At 70.4% G+C, this 15,613-nt stretch carries 13 protein-coding genes; 5 read left to right on the top strand and 8 right to left on the bottom strand.

What is annotated here, in order from left to right; all coding sequences use genetic code 11:
* Positions 1-3,115, bottom strand: a 3,115-nt coding sequence (locus ABD793_RS05800; RefSeq protein ID WP_344856857.1) for a nitrate- and nitrite sensing domain-containing protein, incomplete at its 3' end; no start/stop codon positions are given.
* A gap of 971 nt (positions 3,116-4,086) precedes the next feature.
* On the opposite strand from ABD793_RS05800, the gene ABD793_RS05795 reads away from it, so the two are divergent.
* Both ABD793_RS05795 and ABD793_RS05790 read left to right on the top strand, forming a co-directional pair.
* Positions 4,087-4,512, top strand: coding sequence for a DUF485 domain-containing protein (locus tag ABD793_RS05795; RefSeq protein WP_344856112.1), 426 nt, complete (start codon positions 4,087-4,089; stop codon positions 4,510-4,512).
* On the top strand, positions 4,509-6,107 hold the full coding sequence (locus ABD793_RS05790) for a solute symporter family protein (RefSeq protein WP_344856110.1): 1,599 nt from the start codon (positions 4,509-4,511) through the stop codon (positions 6,105-6,107). The genes ABD793_RS05795 and ABD793_RS05790 overlap by 4 nt, the downstream gene beginning before the upstream one ends.
* A gap of 537 nt (positions 6,108-6,644) precedes the next feature.
* On the opposite strand, the gene ABD793_RS05785 is transcribed toward ABD793_RS05790, so the two are convergent.
* The 5 genes from ABD793_RS05785 to ABD793_RS05765 all read right to left on the bottom strand — a co-directional run bounded on the left by ABD793_RS05785 (position 6,645) and on the right by ABD793_RS05765 (position 10,029).
* Entirely contained in the window at positions 6,645-6,995 is a 351-nt protein-coding gene (locus tag ABD793_RS05785) for a DUF3817 domain-containing protein (RefSeq protein WP_344856108.1), read from the bottom strand.
* 26 nt (positions 6,996-7,021) lie between these two features.
* Positions 7,022-7,411, bottom strand: coding sequence for a hypothetical protein (locus ABD793_RS05780; protein ID WP_425548653.1), 390 nt, complete (start codon positions 7,409-7,411; stop codon positions 7,022-7,024).
* 610 nt (positions 7,412-8,021) lie between these two features.
* On the bottom strand, positions 8,022-8,927 hold the full coding sequence (locus tag ABD793_RS05775) for a lytic transglycosylase domain-containing protein (RefSeq protein WP_344856106.1): 906 nt from the start codon (positions 8,925-8,927) through the stop codon (positions 8,022-8,024).
* A gap of 125 nt (positions 8,928-9,052) precedes the next feature.
* On the bottom strand, positions 9,053-9,535 hold the full coding sequence (locus ABD793_RS05770; protein ID WP_344856104.1) for a helix-turn-helix transcriptional regulator: 483 nt from the start codon (positions 9,533-9,535) through the stop codon (positions 9,053-9,055).
* A gap of 317 nt (positions 9,536-9,852) precedes the next feature.
* Positions 9,853-10,029 (bottom strand): hypothetical protein, encoded by a 177-nt coding sequence (locus tag ABD793_RS05765; protein ID WP_344856926.1) that lies wholly within the window; start codon positions 10,027-10,029, stop codon positions 9,853-9,855.
* A gap of 201 nt (positions 10,030-10,230) precedes the next feature.
* Here ABD793_RS05765 and ABD793_RS05760 point away from each other — a divergent pair, with 201 nt between their 5' ends.
* Positions 10,231-10,785, top strand: coding sequence for a GNAT family N-acetyltransferase (locus tag ABD793_RS05760; protein ID WP_344856102.1), 555 nt, complete (start codon positions 10,231-10,233; stop codon positions 10,783-10,785).
* 10 nt (positions 10,786-10,795) lie between these two features.
* Here ABD793_RS05760 and ABD793_RS05755 read toward each other — a convergent pair whose 3' ends face one another.
* Entirely contained in the window at positions 10,796-11,938 is a 1,143-nt protein-coding gene (locus ABD793_RS05755) for a CaiB/BaiF CoA transferase family protein (protein WP_344856100.1), read from the bottom strand.
* A gap of 32 nt (positions 11,939-11,970) precedes the next feature.
* Positions 11,971-13,125 carry an acyl-CoA dehydrogenase family protein gene (locus ABD793_RS05750; RefSeq protein ID WP_344856098.1) on the bottom strand — a complete coding sequence of 385 codons (1,155 nt, stop codon included), beginning with the start codon at positions 13,123-13,125 and terminating at the stop codon, positions 11,971-11,973.
* A gap of 102 nt (positions 13,126-13,227) precedes the next feature.
* Between ABD793_RS05750 and ABD793_RS05745 the strand changes: the two genes are divergently transcribed.
* Together ABD793_RS05745 and ABD793_RS05740 are read left to right on the top strand one after the other, a co-directional pair.
* Positions 13,228-13,872, top strand: coding sequence for a TetR/AcrR family transcriptional regulator (locus ABD793_RS05745; protein WP_344856096.1), 645 nt, complete (start codon positions 13,228-13,230; stop codon positions 13,870-13,872).
* Positions 13,873-13,968: 96 nt separating this feature from the next.
* Positions 13,969-15,582 carry a succinic semialdehyde dehydrogenase gene (locus ABD793_RS05740; RefSeq protein WP_344856094.1) on the top strand — a complete coding sequence of 538 codons (1,614 nt, stop codon included), beginning with the start codon at positions 13,969-13,971 and terminating at the stop codon, positions 15,580-15,582.
* The last annotated feature ends 31 nt before the right edge of the window (positions 15,583-15,613 follow it).

The raw sequence follows: 15,613 nt of genomic DNA, 5'->3' as shown, positions 1-15,613 counted from the left end.
CAGCCACGTCCGAACCAGACTGCCCACCCTGCACAGCCGAACCAAACCCAGCCACGTCCGAACCAGACTGCCCACCCTGCACAGCCGAACCAAACCCAGCCACGTCCGAACCAGACTGCCCACCCTGCACAGCCGAACCAAACCCAGCCACGTCCGAACCAGACTGCCCACCCTGCGCGGTACCAAAGCCCGCCACATCCGCGCCGGGTTGCGGGGCCGGGGTGAACGGGGCGACGTCCTGACCGGTTTGTCCGGCCGGGGTGCCACCGGAGTCGCGGACGTGCTGCCGTCCTCGGTTCACGCCGCGCTGGAAGCTGGTCAGGCGGCCCCGCACGTCGGCGGGGTCGCGGACCGGCAGGTCCGGCAGCTCCTGGTCCGGTTGCGGCACCGCGGATTCCGGTGTGGCGCTGCCGGGCAGCAACTGCTCGCCCCGGCGGCGGCGCGGCAGGCCCGCCTCGGTGAACGCGGTCGGCTCGGCCTTGGTGACCGCCTGGACGGTGCGCCAGTTCTCGTCGCTGGCGAAGTCCCAGTTGCGCTCGTCCTGCTCGGGCGTGGTGACCGGGGCCGCACCGGCGGCCGCGGGAGCCTCGCCTGCGTCGGCCGTTTCCTCCTCTGTGGACGGTGCGGGTGAGCGGAACCAGACCGAGAGCATCTCGTCGAAGATCGGCGTGTTCTCGATGGTCGTCTCGGCCGCGGACGGCGGGGGTACCTCCGGCACCTGCTGCGCAGCCTGGTTCCACCAGTCGCTCAGCGTGGTTCCGTTGGCCGCGGAGAACAGGTCCTTGCCCGCGGGCAGTTCACCGGCCCGCTCGTCGCGCGGCGGTTCCACGGGCGCGGATTCCGGCCGCGGGGGCGGTACGTCCACCGTCTGGGGCAGTTTCGGCGGCGCCGCCGGCGCCGGATCGTCCCGCGGGATCGGGCTGAACAGCGCGGTCCCGGACACCTCCAGATCCGACGGCGGTCGCGCACCCTGCTCCGGCGCGTACCCGGCGAGGTCACCCGCCGAAGGCCAGGGCCGGTCACCGGTGCGCTGCTGGGTGGGCACCACACCCGGCCGCGGCGAACCGTTGACCGGACGCTGCCGGCGCGGCAGGCCGCCGGGGGTCGAGGGCGGCGCGGGAATGCTCGTCAACGGGCCGGTTTCGGTCACCGATCCGGTCATCACCAGTTCCGGCGGCACCACCACGGTGGCCCGCACGCCGACGATGTCCTTGCCGCCGTGCAGCGAGACGCCGATGCGGTGCCGCCCGGCCAGCCTGCCGACCACGAACAGGCCCATCCGCCGCGAGGTCGCGAGATCCACCGAACCGGAGTCGGTGAGCCTGCCGTTGGCCTCGAGCACCTCGTACTCGTTCATGCCGATGCCCTTGTCGAGGATGTCGACGTTGAGCGAACCGTCCTCGGCGAGCCGCGTCGCGACCGTCACCTGGGTCTCCGGCGCGGAGAACGCGGTGGCGTTGTCCAGCAGCTCCGCGATCAGCCGCTGGACGTCGCTCGCGGCGAACCCGACGATCTTCACCGCGGGCGGGTGCTGCACCGAAACCCGCTGGTACTGCTCGATCTCCGACACCGCGGCGCGCAGCACGTCGTGCGCGGACACCGGCTGCCCGGTACGGCGGCCCGGCTCGGCACCGGAGAGCACCATCAGGTTCTCGTTGTTGCGCCGCATCCGGGTGGCCAGGTGGTCGAGCTGGAACAGCGTGGCCAGCTGGTCGGCGTCTTCCTCGTCGCGCTCCAGCCGTTCGATCAGCTGCAGCTGGCGCTGCACGAGGCTCTGGCTGCGCCGCGACAGGTTGACGAACACACTGCTGTAGCCGGCCCGCATCGCGGCCTGTTCGGTCGCGAGCCGCAGTGCCTGGCTGTGCACCTTCTCGAACGCGCGCGCCACTTCGCCGACCTCGTCGTGCACCTGCACCGGGACCGGCTCGACCTCGACGCTCTGCGTGCGGCCCTCCTGGATGTTGCGCACCGCGTCCGGCAGGTCCTTCTCCGCCACGTCGAGCGCACTGCGTCGCAGTGTCTTGAGCGAGCGCAACAGCTGGCGGGTGATCACGAAGACGACCGCGGCCGCCGCGGCGAGCGCGGCGAACAGCAGCACGGCGAGCAGGCCCGCACTGCTGCTGGCGTCCTCCACCAGCGCCCCGGACGCCGTGCTGAGCTCACTGCCCATCCGGTTGCCGACCTCGGTCAGCTGCGAGGTGACCGCGTTCGAGGCGTTGTTCCACTCCTGCACCGACAGCTGCCCGAGCGCGTTGTCGCTGGAGGTGCCCTGTTCGCCGAGCACCGTGCCGACCATCCGCTTGCGGTCGTAGGAGGAGTCCGGTTTGAGGGTGCTGTCGAGGTCCTGGCGCTGCGGCGCGGTGGCGGCCGCGGTGAAGTCGGCGATCCGGTCGTCGTAGCGCAGTTCGGAGTCGCGCACGCTGCTCAGCTGCTGCGAGGTGAGCGAGCCGGTGGCGGCACCGTAGGCGACGAGCGCCTGGGTGACCGACGCCTGCTCCTTCGCGGCTTCGAGGTCGTGCAGTGCGCTCGGGGTGCTGCCCAGCGCGTCCGCGCTGGCGACCGCGGCGACCGAGGTGTCCGCGCCGATCAGCGCACTGGTCACCGCGTTGTAGTCGCCGACGGCCTCGGCCGCGTGCAGCAGACCGGCGCCGACCTGCTGCCGGATCACGGCGATCTCGTTGACCTGCGCGGTCGCCGAGTTCACTGCACCGGAGACGCTGGAGCCGTCGCCGCCGGCGCGGGAGGCCGCCTCGCTGAAGGGCTCGATCGCCGCGTCGGTCGCCGCCCGTGCGGCCTTCAGCTGGGGCGTGACCCCGGAGACGCCCGCGGTCAGCTGCTCGGCGGTGAGCGTGCGCTCGCGCTGCAGGCCGTCGGTGAGGGTGCGCAGCTGGGTGCTCAGTGCGACCAGCCGGTCGATCCGCTGGTAGTCGCTCGAACGCCCGACCTGGCCCGCGATCGCGGTGATACCGAGGACCAGCGCGAGCACGATGGGGACCAGCGTGACGGCGGACAGCTTGACCGGCAGGCTCCAGTCCCGCCAGCGCAGCGCCGCCCGCCAGCCGGACGACCCGCGCGGCCGCCGTGGCGGACGGCCGAGCAGTTTCTCCACAGGCACTTGGCCTTCTCCTGCAACGGTCACGAAGGTGACTCCCTGTCCGGCGTCGTGGCTGCCCGTCGACGGCGCCCGGGGCTGCAGGCACGGTCCACGGCATTCCGCCGACCCGCGCGATCGAGGGGGGTCGGGCACGACCGTGCAGATCCGGCGCCGTCCCGGAAGCCGCACGGCTTCCCGGGACTCTGCACGTGCACGGCGCAAGTTGCGTACTGCACGGCGATGGTCGAGATCAACTTGTCGGTGCCTTATCGATCGCTGCGGTCAGCTGGGCCAAGAAATCGTACACCAAACACGCTCGAGGTTATTGTCTTCCACCGCGCACGGCTGACCTGGGAAAATACCTGAACGAAGAGGAGGGCGGCCGGGAGTTTCGCGGTGCGGCACACGAAGAGAGAATTTCGGTTACCGGTTGCGTCGGGAGGAACCGCTCCCCGGTCACCCGATCAGCCCACGGAGCGTAGCCGAATCGCCCGGCGGGCCTACGCTGTGTGCCCCCATCGGGTGGGGCAAGCCGGAAGATGAACCCGATGTTGTGGAGATGCAGCGACCCGCCGCCCGACCCGGTGATTTCTTTCCGCATCCCGGTCCGGACCGGGAATCTCCTGCGCCCGGTCCGGCCGGACCGGGCGGGTGGTCCGCCGAATCGTCACCCCAGGTCACGATCGCCGCCGGCGGCGGACTCGTCGGACACCATTTGCCGCAGTCTGCCCGAGCAGCGACGACACCCCGTCACTTTGCCACTCACTATTCCGAGTGATCCGACCGTGATCTTCCGGCAACCTCGTATTTCCGGTATTTTCCGGCCGAAATCGCATTTCCCGAGGCGCCCCGGCAACCGGCTTTTTCCGCACTCCGGCGACGTAGTTAGTATGGCCGCCTCCCCGTCCGCAAGGGCGATCCGGGTGCCATCGGAACGAGGCCCGGTCCCGCCCGCACCCCGACCACGGGCGCAAGTTGCCGGAGGCACTCCCATGCACAACGTCGCGCGCACCCCCGCGCCGGCCAACCCGCTCGAGGAAACCGGCCGGATGCCGGCGCTGTTCGACCTCGACGACGGCGAGACGCCCGCGCGCAGGCAAGGCCCGGACTACGACCTGATCCAGCGCAGCCCGGAGTTCCGCTCGCTGCGCAAGCGGTTCCGCCGGTTCGTGTTCCCGGTCAGCATCGCGTTCTTCATCTGGTACCTGGTCTACGTCGTGCTGGCCGCGTACGCGAACGACTTCATGAGCACCCCGGTGTTCGGCCTGGTCAACGTCGGCATGCTGCTCGGCCTCGCGCAGTTCGCCAGTACCGCGCTCATCACGTGGCTCTACACCCGCTTCGCCGGCCGCGACATGGACCCCCGCGTCGCCGAGCTGCGGGAGCGGGCCGCGGTGACGGAAGGAAAGCCCCTGTGACCATCACACTGGCCGCCGGTGAAGAGGCGAACAACCCGGTGGTGAACATCGTGGTGTTCGCGGTGTTCGTCGCGATCACCCTGTTCGTGGTCTACCGCGCGGGCAATCGCCGTTCGTCCACCTCCGGCTACTACACCGCGGACAGCTCGTTCTCCGGACGGCAGAACGGCGTCGCACTGTCCGGCGACTTCCTGTCCGCCGCATCGTTCCTCGGCATCGCGGGTGCGATCGCGATGCACGGCTACGACGGCTTCCTCTACTCCATCGGCTTCCTCGTCGCCTGGCTCGTGGACCTGCTGCTGATCGCCGAACTGCTGCGCAACACCGGCCGGTTCACCATGGGCGACGTGCTGAGCTTCCGGATGCAGCAGCGGCCGGTCCGCGCCGCATCGGCGACCTCGACGCTGGTCATCTCGTTCTTCTACATGCTCGCGCAGATGGCCGGCGCGGGCGGGCTGATCGCACTGCTGCTGGACGTGCACTCCCGGCTCGGCCAGTCGCTGGTGATCGTGGTGGTCGGCCTGGTGATGGTCGCCTACGTGCTGATCGGCGGTATGAAGGGCACCACCTGGGTGCAGATCATCAAGGCGAGCATCCTGCTCGTCGCGAGCACCCTGATCACGGTGTTCCTGCTGGGCAAGTTCGGCTTCAGCTTCTCCAACCTGCTCTCCGCGGCGACCGACCGCAGCCCGATGGGCAAGCAGCTGCTGGAACCGGGTGGTTCCTACGGCAAGAACGGGACCACCAAGCTCGACTTCGTCTCGCTCTCGCTCGCCCTGGTGCTCGGTATTGCCTCGCTGCCGCACGTGCTGATGCGGTTCTACACCGTGCCGAACTCCGCCGAAGCCCGCCGCTCGGTGGTCTGGGCGACGGTGTGCATGTTCGTGTTCTATCTGTGCACGCTGGTGATCGGCTTCGGTGCGGCCGCGCTGGTCGGTTCGGACGAGATCAAGGCGGCGCCGGGCGGCGAGAACTCCGCGGCCCCGCTGCTGGCCCTGCACATCGGCGGCACGGTGCTGCTCGGCGTCATCTCGGCGGTCGCGTTCGCGACGATCCTCGCCGTGGTGGCCGGACTGACGATCACCGCGTCGGCCTCGTTCGCACACGACGTGTACGCGAACATCTTCAAGCGGGGCAAGGCGGAACCCCGCGACGAGGTGCGGGTGGCCCGGCTGACCGCCGTCGTGATCGGTGTGCTGGCCATCCTCGGCGGCATCCTGGCCAACGGACAGAACGTCGCATTCCTGGTCGCGCTCGCACTGGCGGTGGCCGCCTCGGCCAACCTGTCGACGCTGCTGTACTCGCTGTTCTGGAAGCGGTTCAACACCACCGGCACGCTGTGGAGCATCTACGGCGGGCTGGGCGCATGCGTGCTGCTGGTGCTCTTCTCCCCGGTGGTGTCCGGCGCAGCGGACTCGATGTTCCCGAGCCTGGACTTCCACTGGTTCCCGCTGCGGAACCCGGGCCTGGTGTCGATCCCGTTCTCGTTCCTGTGCGGCGCGATCGGCACCTTCGCCGGCCGCTCGAAGGCCGACCCGGCCAAACACGCGGAGATGGAAGTCCGGTCACTGACCGGAATCGGCTCCGGTTCCTGAGTCACCGAACGCACTGCACCACCGGCACGGCGTCTTCGACGGCGCACACGGTGGATCTCGGTGGCCGGCCCATCTGCAGAACCGGCCACCGAGATCCGCCGTGTGCATCCATTCCGGCCGACCGCAGAATCGTGCCGATATTGCCGCACCCCATTCGGGGCCCGTTCCGCGCGGTGCGCACCTGAAGAACGCGGGCCATTCCGGTAACCCAACCCCGAGAAGACCGCGAATCCGTCGATAGCATTCGGACCGGCCGAGCGATCCGCACTGCTCCCCGGCCCGTCCGGCAACGACCACGGGGCGCCGAACGCGACCGGTTTCCCTGTGGGGACGGCTCATCCGGCCGGGTCGGGGTGGACGTCGGCGCACTGTGTCAGTGAACCGGCCACAGCACCCGACGCTCGTAACCCACCGGGATATTTTTGCAGTTCCTGCCGGTCACGGTTTCCCTTGATCCGGGATTCGCCGTCCGGCGCAGCGTTGTGGATTCACATCCGTCGGGACGCAAGAACCGAGAATGGCGCCGGGCCCGACCGGTCAGAAAACGTCCTGGCCTGCCTTGACGCGGTGGGTTACCCGGCGTTCGACGATGAACGACACGAACGGGACGCATCCGGCCAGCAGGACGAGCACGGTGCTCTTGATCGACCAGCGGGCCTTGATCGCCAGGTCGATGGTGAGGACCAGGTAGATCATGTACAGCACACCGTGGATCGGCGAATACACCGCGGCGGGCGTGGCGTTGCCGAAGCCGTACTCGACGACCATGGTCACGCACAGCGCGAGCAGGCCGACGCCGGTCACGTACGCGCTGGCGCGGAACCGGCCCAGCGAGCCGGTCACCTTCGCCGGGCGGGCAGGGGCGGCACCTTCGGTGCTGGTCGTCATGGGAGCGTCCTCACTTCCGCGGGCGTTCAGGACTGCTGGTCGCGGGCGTTGAGCTCGCGCAGGTAACGGTTGTAGGCGGCGAGCTCGTCGTCCCCGTCTGCCGGCGGCGGGGTCGCCCGCCGCGGGGCGGGCACGGTCACCGCGGCCTCGCGGGCGGGCGGTTCCGCGGCGGCCGGCTCGGCCTGCTCGCGCTCGCGCAGCTTCTTGATACGCCAGAACATGAACGCCGGGAACAGCCCGAACAACGGCCACTGCAGCACGTAACCGAGGTTCTGGAAGGTGCCGCTCGCGGACATGAACCGGTCCCACTGCCACCAGGCCAGCCCACAGCACAGCGCGAGGCTCACGAGGCACGTGGCCACGATCGCGAGCCGCCGCCCGAGCGGGGACACGGCAGGGCCGGGTTCTGCTGGCACGGCTTCGACGCTAGCACTGGGCACTGTCCCGCAAGCTGAGAGGCCGCTCAGCTGTGGCGACCGCCCCACCGAGACGAACCGGACCGGAACCGCACTGCGCAACCGCCGTGGCCGCACCGACCCGCACAGCATCCGACAGCACCGACAGCACCGACCGAACCGGCCACAGCCGACCGTGCGCAGAACCCCTCCACCGACGACCAACCGGAACAAACCAGACAGACGACCATCCGGCGACCGACCCCGGAGGGTCAGCCGAACCGACTGGCCGCCCCCGCTGCGACAGCCGGTCGTCACCACAAGGCCGGCTCCACCACCACACCGACAGCCACTGCAGCGACCTCCGCGCCACTCCACCTCAACCGCGACCACCGGTCGCCACCACGAGCCATCAGCTCCACGGCAACAGCCACCCACCACCGCAGCGACCGCCGATCGCCACGGCAGCCGATCGGCCCGCCGGAACCACCGCACGCTCCGCATACAAGAAGGCCGCCGCACCGCGACACCCGACGGGTTCCGCGGCTACCGACAGCCGTCCCGCCAGAGCGGCAAACCGTCCCCGCTCCACCGGCGGCGGCAGCCGGCCGGCGCAGGTCGTGCCGTGGGGTCAGCCTGCTTGGGCGCGTTGGGCGGATTTCGCGTACTCGTCGGCAAGGCCGAACACCTTTTGCGCGTACTCGGTGGAGTTGTTGTACGACAGGACGCCCGACCACCAGCCGGACGGGCTCGCCATGTCCCGGCCGCCTGCGCAGAGGTAGCGGGCGGCGCCGAAGGCGGCGTCGTCGATCTGCTGCGGGTCGCCCCGGTGGTCGCCGTTGCCGTCCGCGGCCCATTTCGCCCAGGTGCTCGGGATGAACTGCATCGGGCCCACCGCGCGGTCGGCCACCGGATCGCCGTCGTAGCGGCCTCCGTCGGTGTCGGTGATTGCGCGGACACCGGCCGAACCGTCGAGGGGAACGCCGATGATCGGCTTGGACGGGCGGCCGTCGGCACCGAGGACCGCGCCGCCGTACTGGCCGTGGTTGGACTCGATCCGGCCGATTCCGGCCAGCGTGGCCCAGGAGATGCGGCAGCCCGCGTCGGCCGAGCGCATCGCGAGTTCGGCGTTGCCGTACGCGCGCAGCGCCCGTGCCGGGATTCCGGTCACGGCCGCGACCTGCTTGGCCCATCCGTCGAGCGGATCGCCGCCGGAGGGACGTGCCGACTGCGGGCTCGTGCCCGGGTCCGCGCCGCCCGCGGCCCGCGCGCTGACCGGGGCGACCGAACCGGGGCGCACGTCGGCGGCCCGGACGCTCAGTGCCGGGATGTCCGTGGTGGTCGGACTCGCCTGCGGGGCCGACGCGCTGGTCACGAACCAGACGCCGGCGCCGGCGACCACGAGCACGCCTGCCACGACCGCGAGCCGGACGGCCAGCGCGACGCCGGGACGACGCCTCCGCGACGGGGCGGCAGCGGCGGCCGTGGTCCCGTCTCCGGTCGGCTCGGTGTCGGGGGTCTGTCCGGTGGCGGGCACGAAACTCCGGTCCTCCAGGGGTGGGGGTGGTTCGATCACACAACGAGTCCGCGCAGATTAGCGTTACGCACACGCGTCGAGTGGCCCCGCCACCCCGGTTCACCCACCCGGGTCGGATCGTCCCGTCAGGCGGACTTCTGCTGCCGCGCCAGCCGCGCGACGCACCACGCCGGTGCACTGCCGCGGCGCAGATGCTGCAGCACGGTCATCGGACCGAGCCGCCGGCTCAGGTCCGACGGTGCGAGACCGGCCGCACGGTAGTCGAGTGCCCGCTGGTCGAGCGGGCTGATGCCGGCGTCCCACCACTGCTGTGCCTCGGCGACGTCGCCGACCATCTGCCACCACCCGGCGGCAGCCACCAGCAGGTCGTCGGGGACCTCCGGCAACCGGTCGCGCATCGCGTCGAGGTAGCCGGGGTCGGCGGCCTCGACCGGGGCGAACCGGCCGGGTCCGGAACGGGCGCGCTGGGCGGGGATGCCGGGCGGTGCGGCGGGCGCGTCCGCGAGCCAGGCGGAGGCGATGCGGTCGACCTCCTGCTCCTCGGGAGTCTGCTCCCGCTCGGCGGCCCACTGCTGGATCAACGCTTCCACTCCGGGATCTCCGGTCATCCCTGCCTCCTACTCGCCCGGCAGGCAGACCTTGACCGCCTGCCCCGCTGCGCGTTTCTCGACTGGCAACCCCACCGCGTGACCAGCGGACACACCCCGTCCGAGCGGGTTCCCGAGGGATCGGGGAACCACCCGATCACGCAATGTGAGCACCGTAGGGCGGAGCCGGGTTTCTCCGCCATACCCCCGCCCGGACAAATTCGGTGACCAGGCGGTTTCCCGGGGCAATCCACCCGGATGGTCGAGCGGCGGGCGCACATCCCGGACCGGGGTGACGGTGCGTGGTCGTCGCGCCTGCGGGAGGCCGTCCCTGCAGGTCAGGAGAACAGCGTCTTGAAGAAGGTGACGATGGCCTCGGCGCCGTCGCGGAGCCAGCCGAGCACGCGGTGCACCAGATCCGCCGACTGCGTCGGCTGCGTGATCAGGAAGAACAGTACGAGCACGACCACGACGACCACGATGACTTTCTTCACGCCGCTCGACATGACTCCCATCCGATGCTCTCCCCCGGCTTCCCGGACGGATGCCGGCCACGACCCCGCGGGCACCGCGCGTGGCCGGGTCCACTGTAATGACGAACTGCCCGGTTGGCCCGGCTCCGGGCCGGACCGGGACCGGAAGATCACCACGGAGTGATACGCATCACGATCAGGTGAGCCGTCGGGTCGCCGCGCGGCCCCCGCTACGCTCCGGCGATGGATGCGCACCGAGGATCCGACGGACCGGCCGGACGGGCCGTGGTCGAGCTGCGCCCGGCCCGCGAATCCGATCTGGACCTGCTGGAGGCGCTCACCAACGACCCCGGCACGGTCGGCGAGTACCAGTGGTTCGGCTGGCACGACCCCGGCTACGTCCGGCGCCGCTGGCAGGACAGCGGCCTGCTGACCACCGACGGCGGCATGCTCGTGCCCACGCTCGACGGCCGCCCGCTCGGGCTCGTCTCCTGGCACCGGACGCGCACCGGCCCGCACGCGTACTGCTGGAACATCGGCATGGTGCTGCTGCCGGAGGCGCGCGGGCACGGACTCGGCGCCGAGGCGCAGCGGCAGCTCGTGCGCTACCTGTTCGCGCACACGCAGTTCAACCGCGTCGAGGCCAGCACCGAAGTGCACAACCGCGCCGAGCAGCGTTCGCTGGAGAAGGCCGGATTCACCCGCGAAGGCATCCTGCGGGGCTTCGATTTCCGTGACGGCGAATGGCGCGACCACGTGCTGTACTCGGTCGTGCGCGCGGACCTCACGGCCGACTAGGCATCTCGGCTCAGGCGATCGCGCCCGCTTTCCGCAGTGCCGCGACGCCGTCCGCGTCGAAACCGAGCTCCGCCAACACCTCCGCGGTGTCCGCGCCCTTTTCGTGCGGTGCCTCGGGGGTCGCGGCCGGGGTCCGGTCGAACCGGGGCGCTGGCGCGGGCTGCACGGTGCCGCCGATGTCCACGAACGTCCCGCGCGCCGCGTTCTGCGGATGGGCAGCCGCTTCCCACGGCGAAAGCACCGGCGTGAGGCACGCGTCGGTGCCTTCCGCGCGGGCAACGAGTTCGTCGCGGGTGAACCGGCGGACGGCGGTGGCCACGATCTCGCGCAGCCGCGGCCACTGGCTCTGGTCCACGTGCACCGGCAGATCGTCGTCCGCCAGATCGAGCACCTTGACCAGAGCCGCCCAGAACCGCATCTCGATCGCGCCGACGGCGACGTACTTGCCGTCCGCGGTCTCGTAGGTGTCGTAGAACGGGGCGCCGCCGTCGAGCAGGTTCTGCCCTCGTTCCCCCGGCCACACGCCTGCCGCGTGCATCCCGTGCAGGCTCGTGGTCAGCAGCGCCGCACCGTCGACCATCGAAGCGTCCACGACCTGTCCCCGGCCGGACGTGGTGCGCTCGTGCAGCGCGGCCAGCACACCCATCGCGAGCAGCAGACCGCCACCGCCGAAGTCGCCGACGAGGTTGAGCGGCGGCACCGGACGCTGGCCTGCCCTGCCGATCGGGTCGAGCGCGCCGGCGACGCTGATGTAGTTGATGTCGTGCCCGGCCGACTGCGCGAGCGGACCGTCCTGTCCCCATCCGGTGACCCGGCCGTAGACGACCCGCGGATTGCGCGCGTGCACCTGTTCGGGGCCGAGGCCCATCCGCTCGGCGACCCCCGGCCGGAAACCCTCGATCAGCACGTCCGCGCGCTCGGCAAGACGCAGCACCAGCTCGACGCCCTCGGGCGTCTTGGTGTTCACCCCGACCGATCGACGGCCCCTGCCGAGCGGATCGTCCGGGATGCCGAGCACGTCGGCACCCGGTGTGGCCCGGTCGACGCGAAGCACGTCGGCACCGAGGTCGGCAAGCAGCATACCGGCGAACGGGGCAGGGGCGAGCCCGGCGAGCTCGACCACGGCCACCCCGGCCAATGGACCTGACTTCACCCGAGAAGTCCTTTCGTGGCAAGAGGAACGGCTCACAGCGTGCGGGAGATGATCTCCTTCATGATCTCGCTGGTGCCACCGAAGATGCGGGAGATCCGCACGTCCGCCCAGGCCCGCGCGATCGGGTATTCGTTCATGTAGCCGTAGCCGCCGAACAACTGCAGGCAGTCGTCCACCACCTTGTTCACCCGCTCGGTGGTCCACAGCTTCGCCATCGCCGCACCCTGCACGTCGAGTTCGCCGCGCAGATGCCGTTCGACGCACTGGTCGAGGAAGGCACGCGACACCGCGGCCTCGGTCGCCGCCTCGGCGAGCTTGAACTTGGTGTTCTGGAAATGGAAGATCGGACGGCCGAACGCGGTGCGTTCCTTGGTGTAGTCGAGGGTCAGGTCCACGGCCGCTTCCAGGCCCGCCACCGCGATCACCGCGATGATCAGCCGTTCCTGGGGCAGCTGGGTCATCAGCTGGATGAAACCCTGCCCCTCCTGCTCGCCGAGCAGGTTCGCCGCGGGAACCCGGACGTCGTCGAAGAACAGCTCGGCGGTGTCCTGTCCCTTCATGCCGACCTTGTCCAGCACCCGGCCGCGGCGGAAGCCCGGGGTGTCCGTCTCGACCGCGATCAGGGACACGCCCTGTGCGCCGGCCTCCGGGTCGGTCTTGCACGCGACCACCACGAGGTCGGTGTGGAAACCGTTGGTGATGAACGTCTTCGCGCCGTTGATCACGTAGTCGTCGCCCTCGCGCACCGCGCGGGTCTTGATGTTCTGCAGATCCGATCCGGTGCCCGGCTCGGTCATCGCGATCGCGCCGACGAACTCGCCACTGGCGAGCTTCGGCAGCCATTCGCGCTTTTTCTCCTCCGCCGCGTAGGACAGCAGGTAGTGCGCGACGATGCCGTTGTGGACGCTGACGCCCCACGCGTTCTCCCCGACCCGCGCCTGCGCCTCGAACAGCACGGCCTCGTGCGCGAACGTACCGCCGCCCCCGCCGTACTCCTCCGGGACGGACAGGCAGAGCAGCCCGAGCGAACCGGCCTTGGTCCAGACCTCGCGGTCGAGCTTCTTCTCGGCCGCCCACCGTTCCTGGTGCGGCATGAGCTCTTTCTGCAGGAACGAGCGGGAGAGCTCGCGGAGGTCCTCGAGTTCGGGACTGCTGCTCCACGAGCTCTTCGGGATCTGCAACGACACGGCGACGCCTCCTGGGGACGGGCGCTGGAAAACATGACGTATGGAAGGTAAGTTCTCTGCGGAATGTACATCCGGCCCGTCCGGTAGGTAAAGGGGACCGCGATGACCGAGGTAGCCCGCGGGCACCGCACCCAGGCCGAACGGCGCGAGCAGACGCGCACCGCGCTGCTCGACGCGACCATCGACTGTCTGGTGGACATCGGCTACGCACGGGCGTCGGTGCAGGAGATCTGCGCCAGGGCGGGGGTGTCGAAGGGCGCGGTGCAGCACTACTTCGCCACCAAGGCGGAGCTGATGGCCGTCGCGGTCGAACACCTCACCACGAAGCTGCGCACCCAGCTGAGCGCGTCCCTCGACGGGCTGCCCGGCGGGTCGTCCGGTATCGAGGCCGCGATCGACCTGCTGTGGACGGGCTATTCGGGCACGCTGTCCACCGCCGTCACCGAGCTGTGGGTCGCGGCCCGCACCGATCCGGAACTGCGCGCGGCGATCCGCCCGGTGGACCGCGCACTGGGCCGGACGACGCTGGCCCACATCAGCCAGGTCGCCGGCGACCTGCCGAAGGAACGGGCCGAAATGCTGTTCTGGCTGACCGTGAACCTGACCCGTGGGCTGGCCCTCGACGCCGAGCTCGGTGGCGATCCGAAGCGCCGCCGCCAGCTGCTGACGGAGTGGAAGCGGATCGCGGTGCAGCTGTACTCGGACAGCACCGGCAGCACCGGCAGCTCGGGTGGCTCGGCTCGCTGATCCGGCCGGATGCCGCGCGGAACTCCGGCTGTTCTCCGTACCGACGGTATGGTGTACTCGTCGGTAACTCCCTTCGGTGCGGAAGAAGGTGCACGAGTGACCAGGACGAGTCCCGCGGAATTCGCTGCCGGGCAGGCCCTGCCCTCGACGGTCGGCGGAGTGCCGGGTGCCCCCTCCGCGGCCCGTGCGGCCGGGCTCGTGGCCAGGGTGACCGGCGGCGCGGACTCCGCTCCGGTGCGGATGCTCGCGCCGTTCACCGGGCAGCCGATCACTTCGCTCCCGCAGGCCGGCGACGGTGAGGTCCGGGCCGCGTTCACGGCCGCGCGTGAAGCGCAACGCGAGTGGGCCGCGACGCCGGTGGTTCAGCGGCAGCGGTTTCTGGTGCGGCTGCACGATCTCGTGCTCGACCGGCAGGCAGAAGTCCTCGACCTGGTCCAGGTGGAGGCGGGGAAGGCGCGGATCGACGCGTTCGACGAGGTGAGCGCCACCGCGCTGGTCGCGGCCTACTACGGCAAGCACAGCGCGAGAATCCTCTCCCCACGGCGGGCGGCAGGCGTGATCCCGGCGCTGACCAAGGCCGGCGAACTGCGCCATGCCAAGGGCGTGGTCGGGATCATCTCGCCGTGGAACTATCCGCTCGCACTGACCGCGATGGACGTGTTCCCGGCACTTGCGGCAGGCAATGCGGTGGTGCAGAAGCCGGACAACCAGACCGCGCTGTCCGCGCTGTGGCTGCAGGAGCTGGCCGAGGAGGCCGGACTGCCCGCCGGGCTGTGGCAGATCGTGCTCGGGCGTGGCTCGCGGATCGGCGACGCGCTGCTCGAGGAATGCGATTACCTGTGTTTCACCGGGTCCACCCCGACCGGCAAGGACCTGGCGAGCCGGATCGCGCAGCGGCTCACCGGTTATTCGCTCGAACTGGGCGGCAAGAACCCGATGATCGTGCTGCCGGACGCGGACGTCGGCAAGGCCGCCACCGGTGCGGTCACCGCGTGCTTCTCCTCGGCGGGACAGCTGTGCGTGTCGGTGGAACGGATTTACGTGCACGAGAGCATCCGTGCGGAGTTCACCCGCGCGTTCGTCGCGCGCACCGGGGCGCTCAAGCTCGGTGGAGCGCTCGATTACCGGGCCGTGGTGGGGTCGCTGACCTCGGAAAGCCAGCTGGCGACGGTGTCCGCGCACGTCGAGGACGCCCGTGCGAAGGGCGCGCGGGTGCTCACCGGCGGCCGGGCCCGGCCGGATCTCGGCCCGCTGTTCTACGAGCCGACCGTGCTGGCGGACGTGACCCCGGAGATGACGCCGTTCGCCGAGGAGACCTTCGGCCCGGTCGTGTCGATCTACGGCTTCACTGACGTCGCGGACGCCATCGAACGCGCCAACGACACCCCGTTCGGCCTCAACGCGAGCGTCTGGACCCGAAACGGCCGCGCCGGCTGGGAAATTGCGGCCCGGTTGAAGGCGGGCACGGTGAACGTGAACGAGGGTTACGCCGCCACGTTCGGCACGGTCGGCGTGCCGATGGGCGGGATGAAGGATTCCGGCGCGGGCCGGCGCAACGGATCCGAGGGACTGCTGAAATACACCGAGGCACAGTCCATCGCCGTGCAGCGTGGTCTGGCACTGCGTCCGCCGAAACCGGTGCCGGGCGCACTGTGGGCACGGCTGATGTCGGCAAGCATGAAACTGCTGCGGCGCCTGCCCGGCCGCTGACCACGGTCCGTCCCGCGCCTTGCCTGCCGGG

Source organism: Amycolatopsis ultiminotia (assembly GCF_039536925.1).
GTDB lineage: Bacteria > Actinomycetota > Actinomycetes > Mycobacteriales > Pseudonocardiaceae > Amycolatopsis > Amycolatopsis ultiminotia.
The sequence above is the reverse complement of the archived record's forward strand: the minus strand, read 5'-3'. Positions and strand labels throughout refer to the sequence as shown.

Coding starts and splice junctions, on each gene's coding strand:
- ABD793_RS05795 (WP_344856112.1), top strand. CDS start 4,087: ATGCACAACGTCGCGCGCACCCCCGCGCCGGCCAACCCGCTCGAGGAA.
- ABD793_RS05785 (WP_344856108.1), bottom strand. CDS start 6,995: ATGACGACCAGCACCGAAGGTGCCGCCCCTGCCCGCCCGGCGAAGGTG.
- ABD793_RS05770 (WP_344856104.1), bottom strand. CDS start 9,535: ATGACCGGAGATCCCGGAGTGGAAGCGTTGATCCAGCAGTGGGCCGCC.
- ABD793_RS05765 (WP_344856926.1), bottom strand. CDS start 10,029: ATGGGAGTCATGTCGAGCGGCGTGAAGAAAGTCATCGTGGTCGTCGTG.
- ABD793_RS05760 (WP_344856102.1), top strand. CDS start 10,231: ATGGATGCGCACCGAGGATCCGACGGACCGGCCGGACGGGCCGTGGTC.
- ABD793_RS05745 (WP_344856096.1), top strand. CDS start 13,228: ATGACCGAGGTAGCCCGCGGGCACCGCACCCAGGCCGAACGGCGCGAG.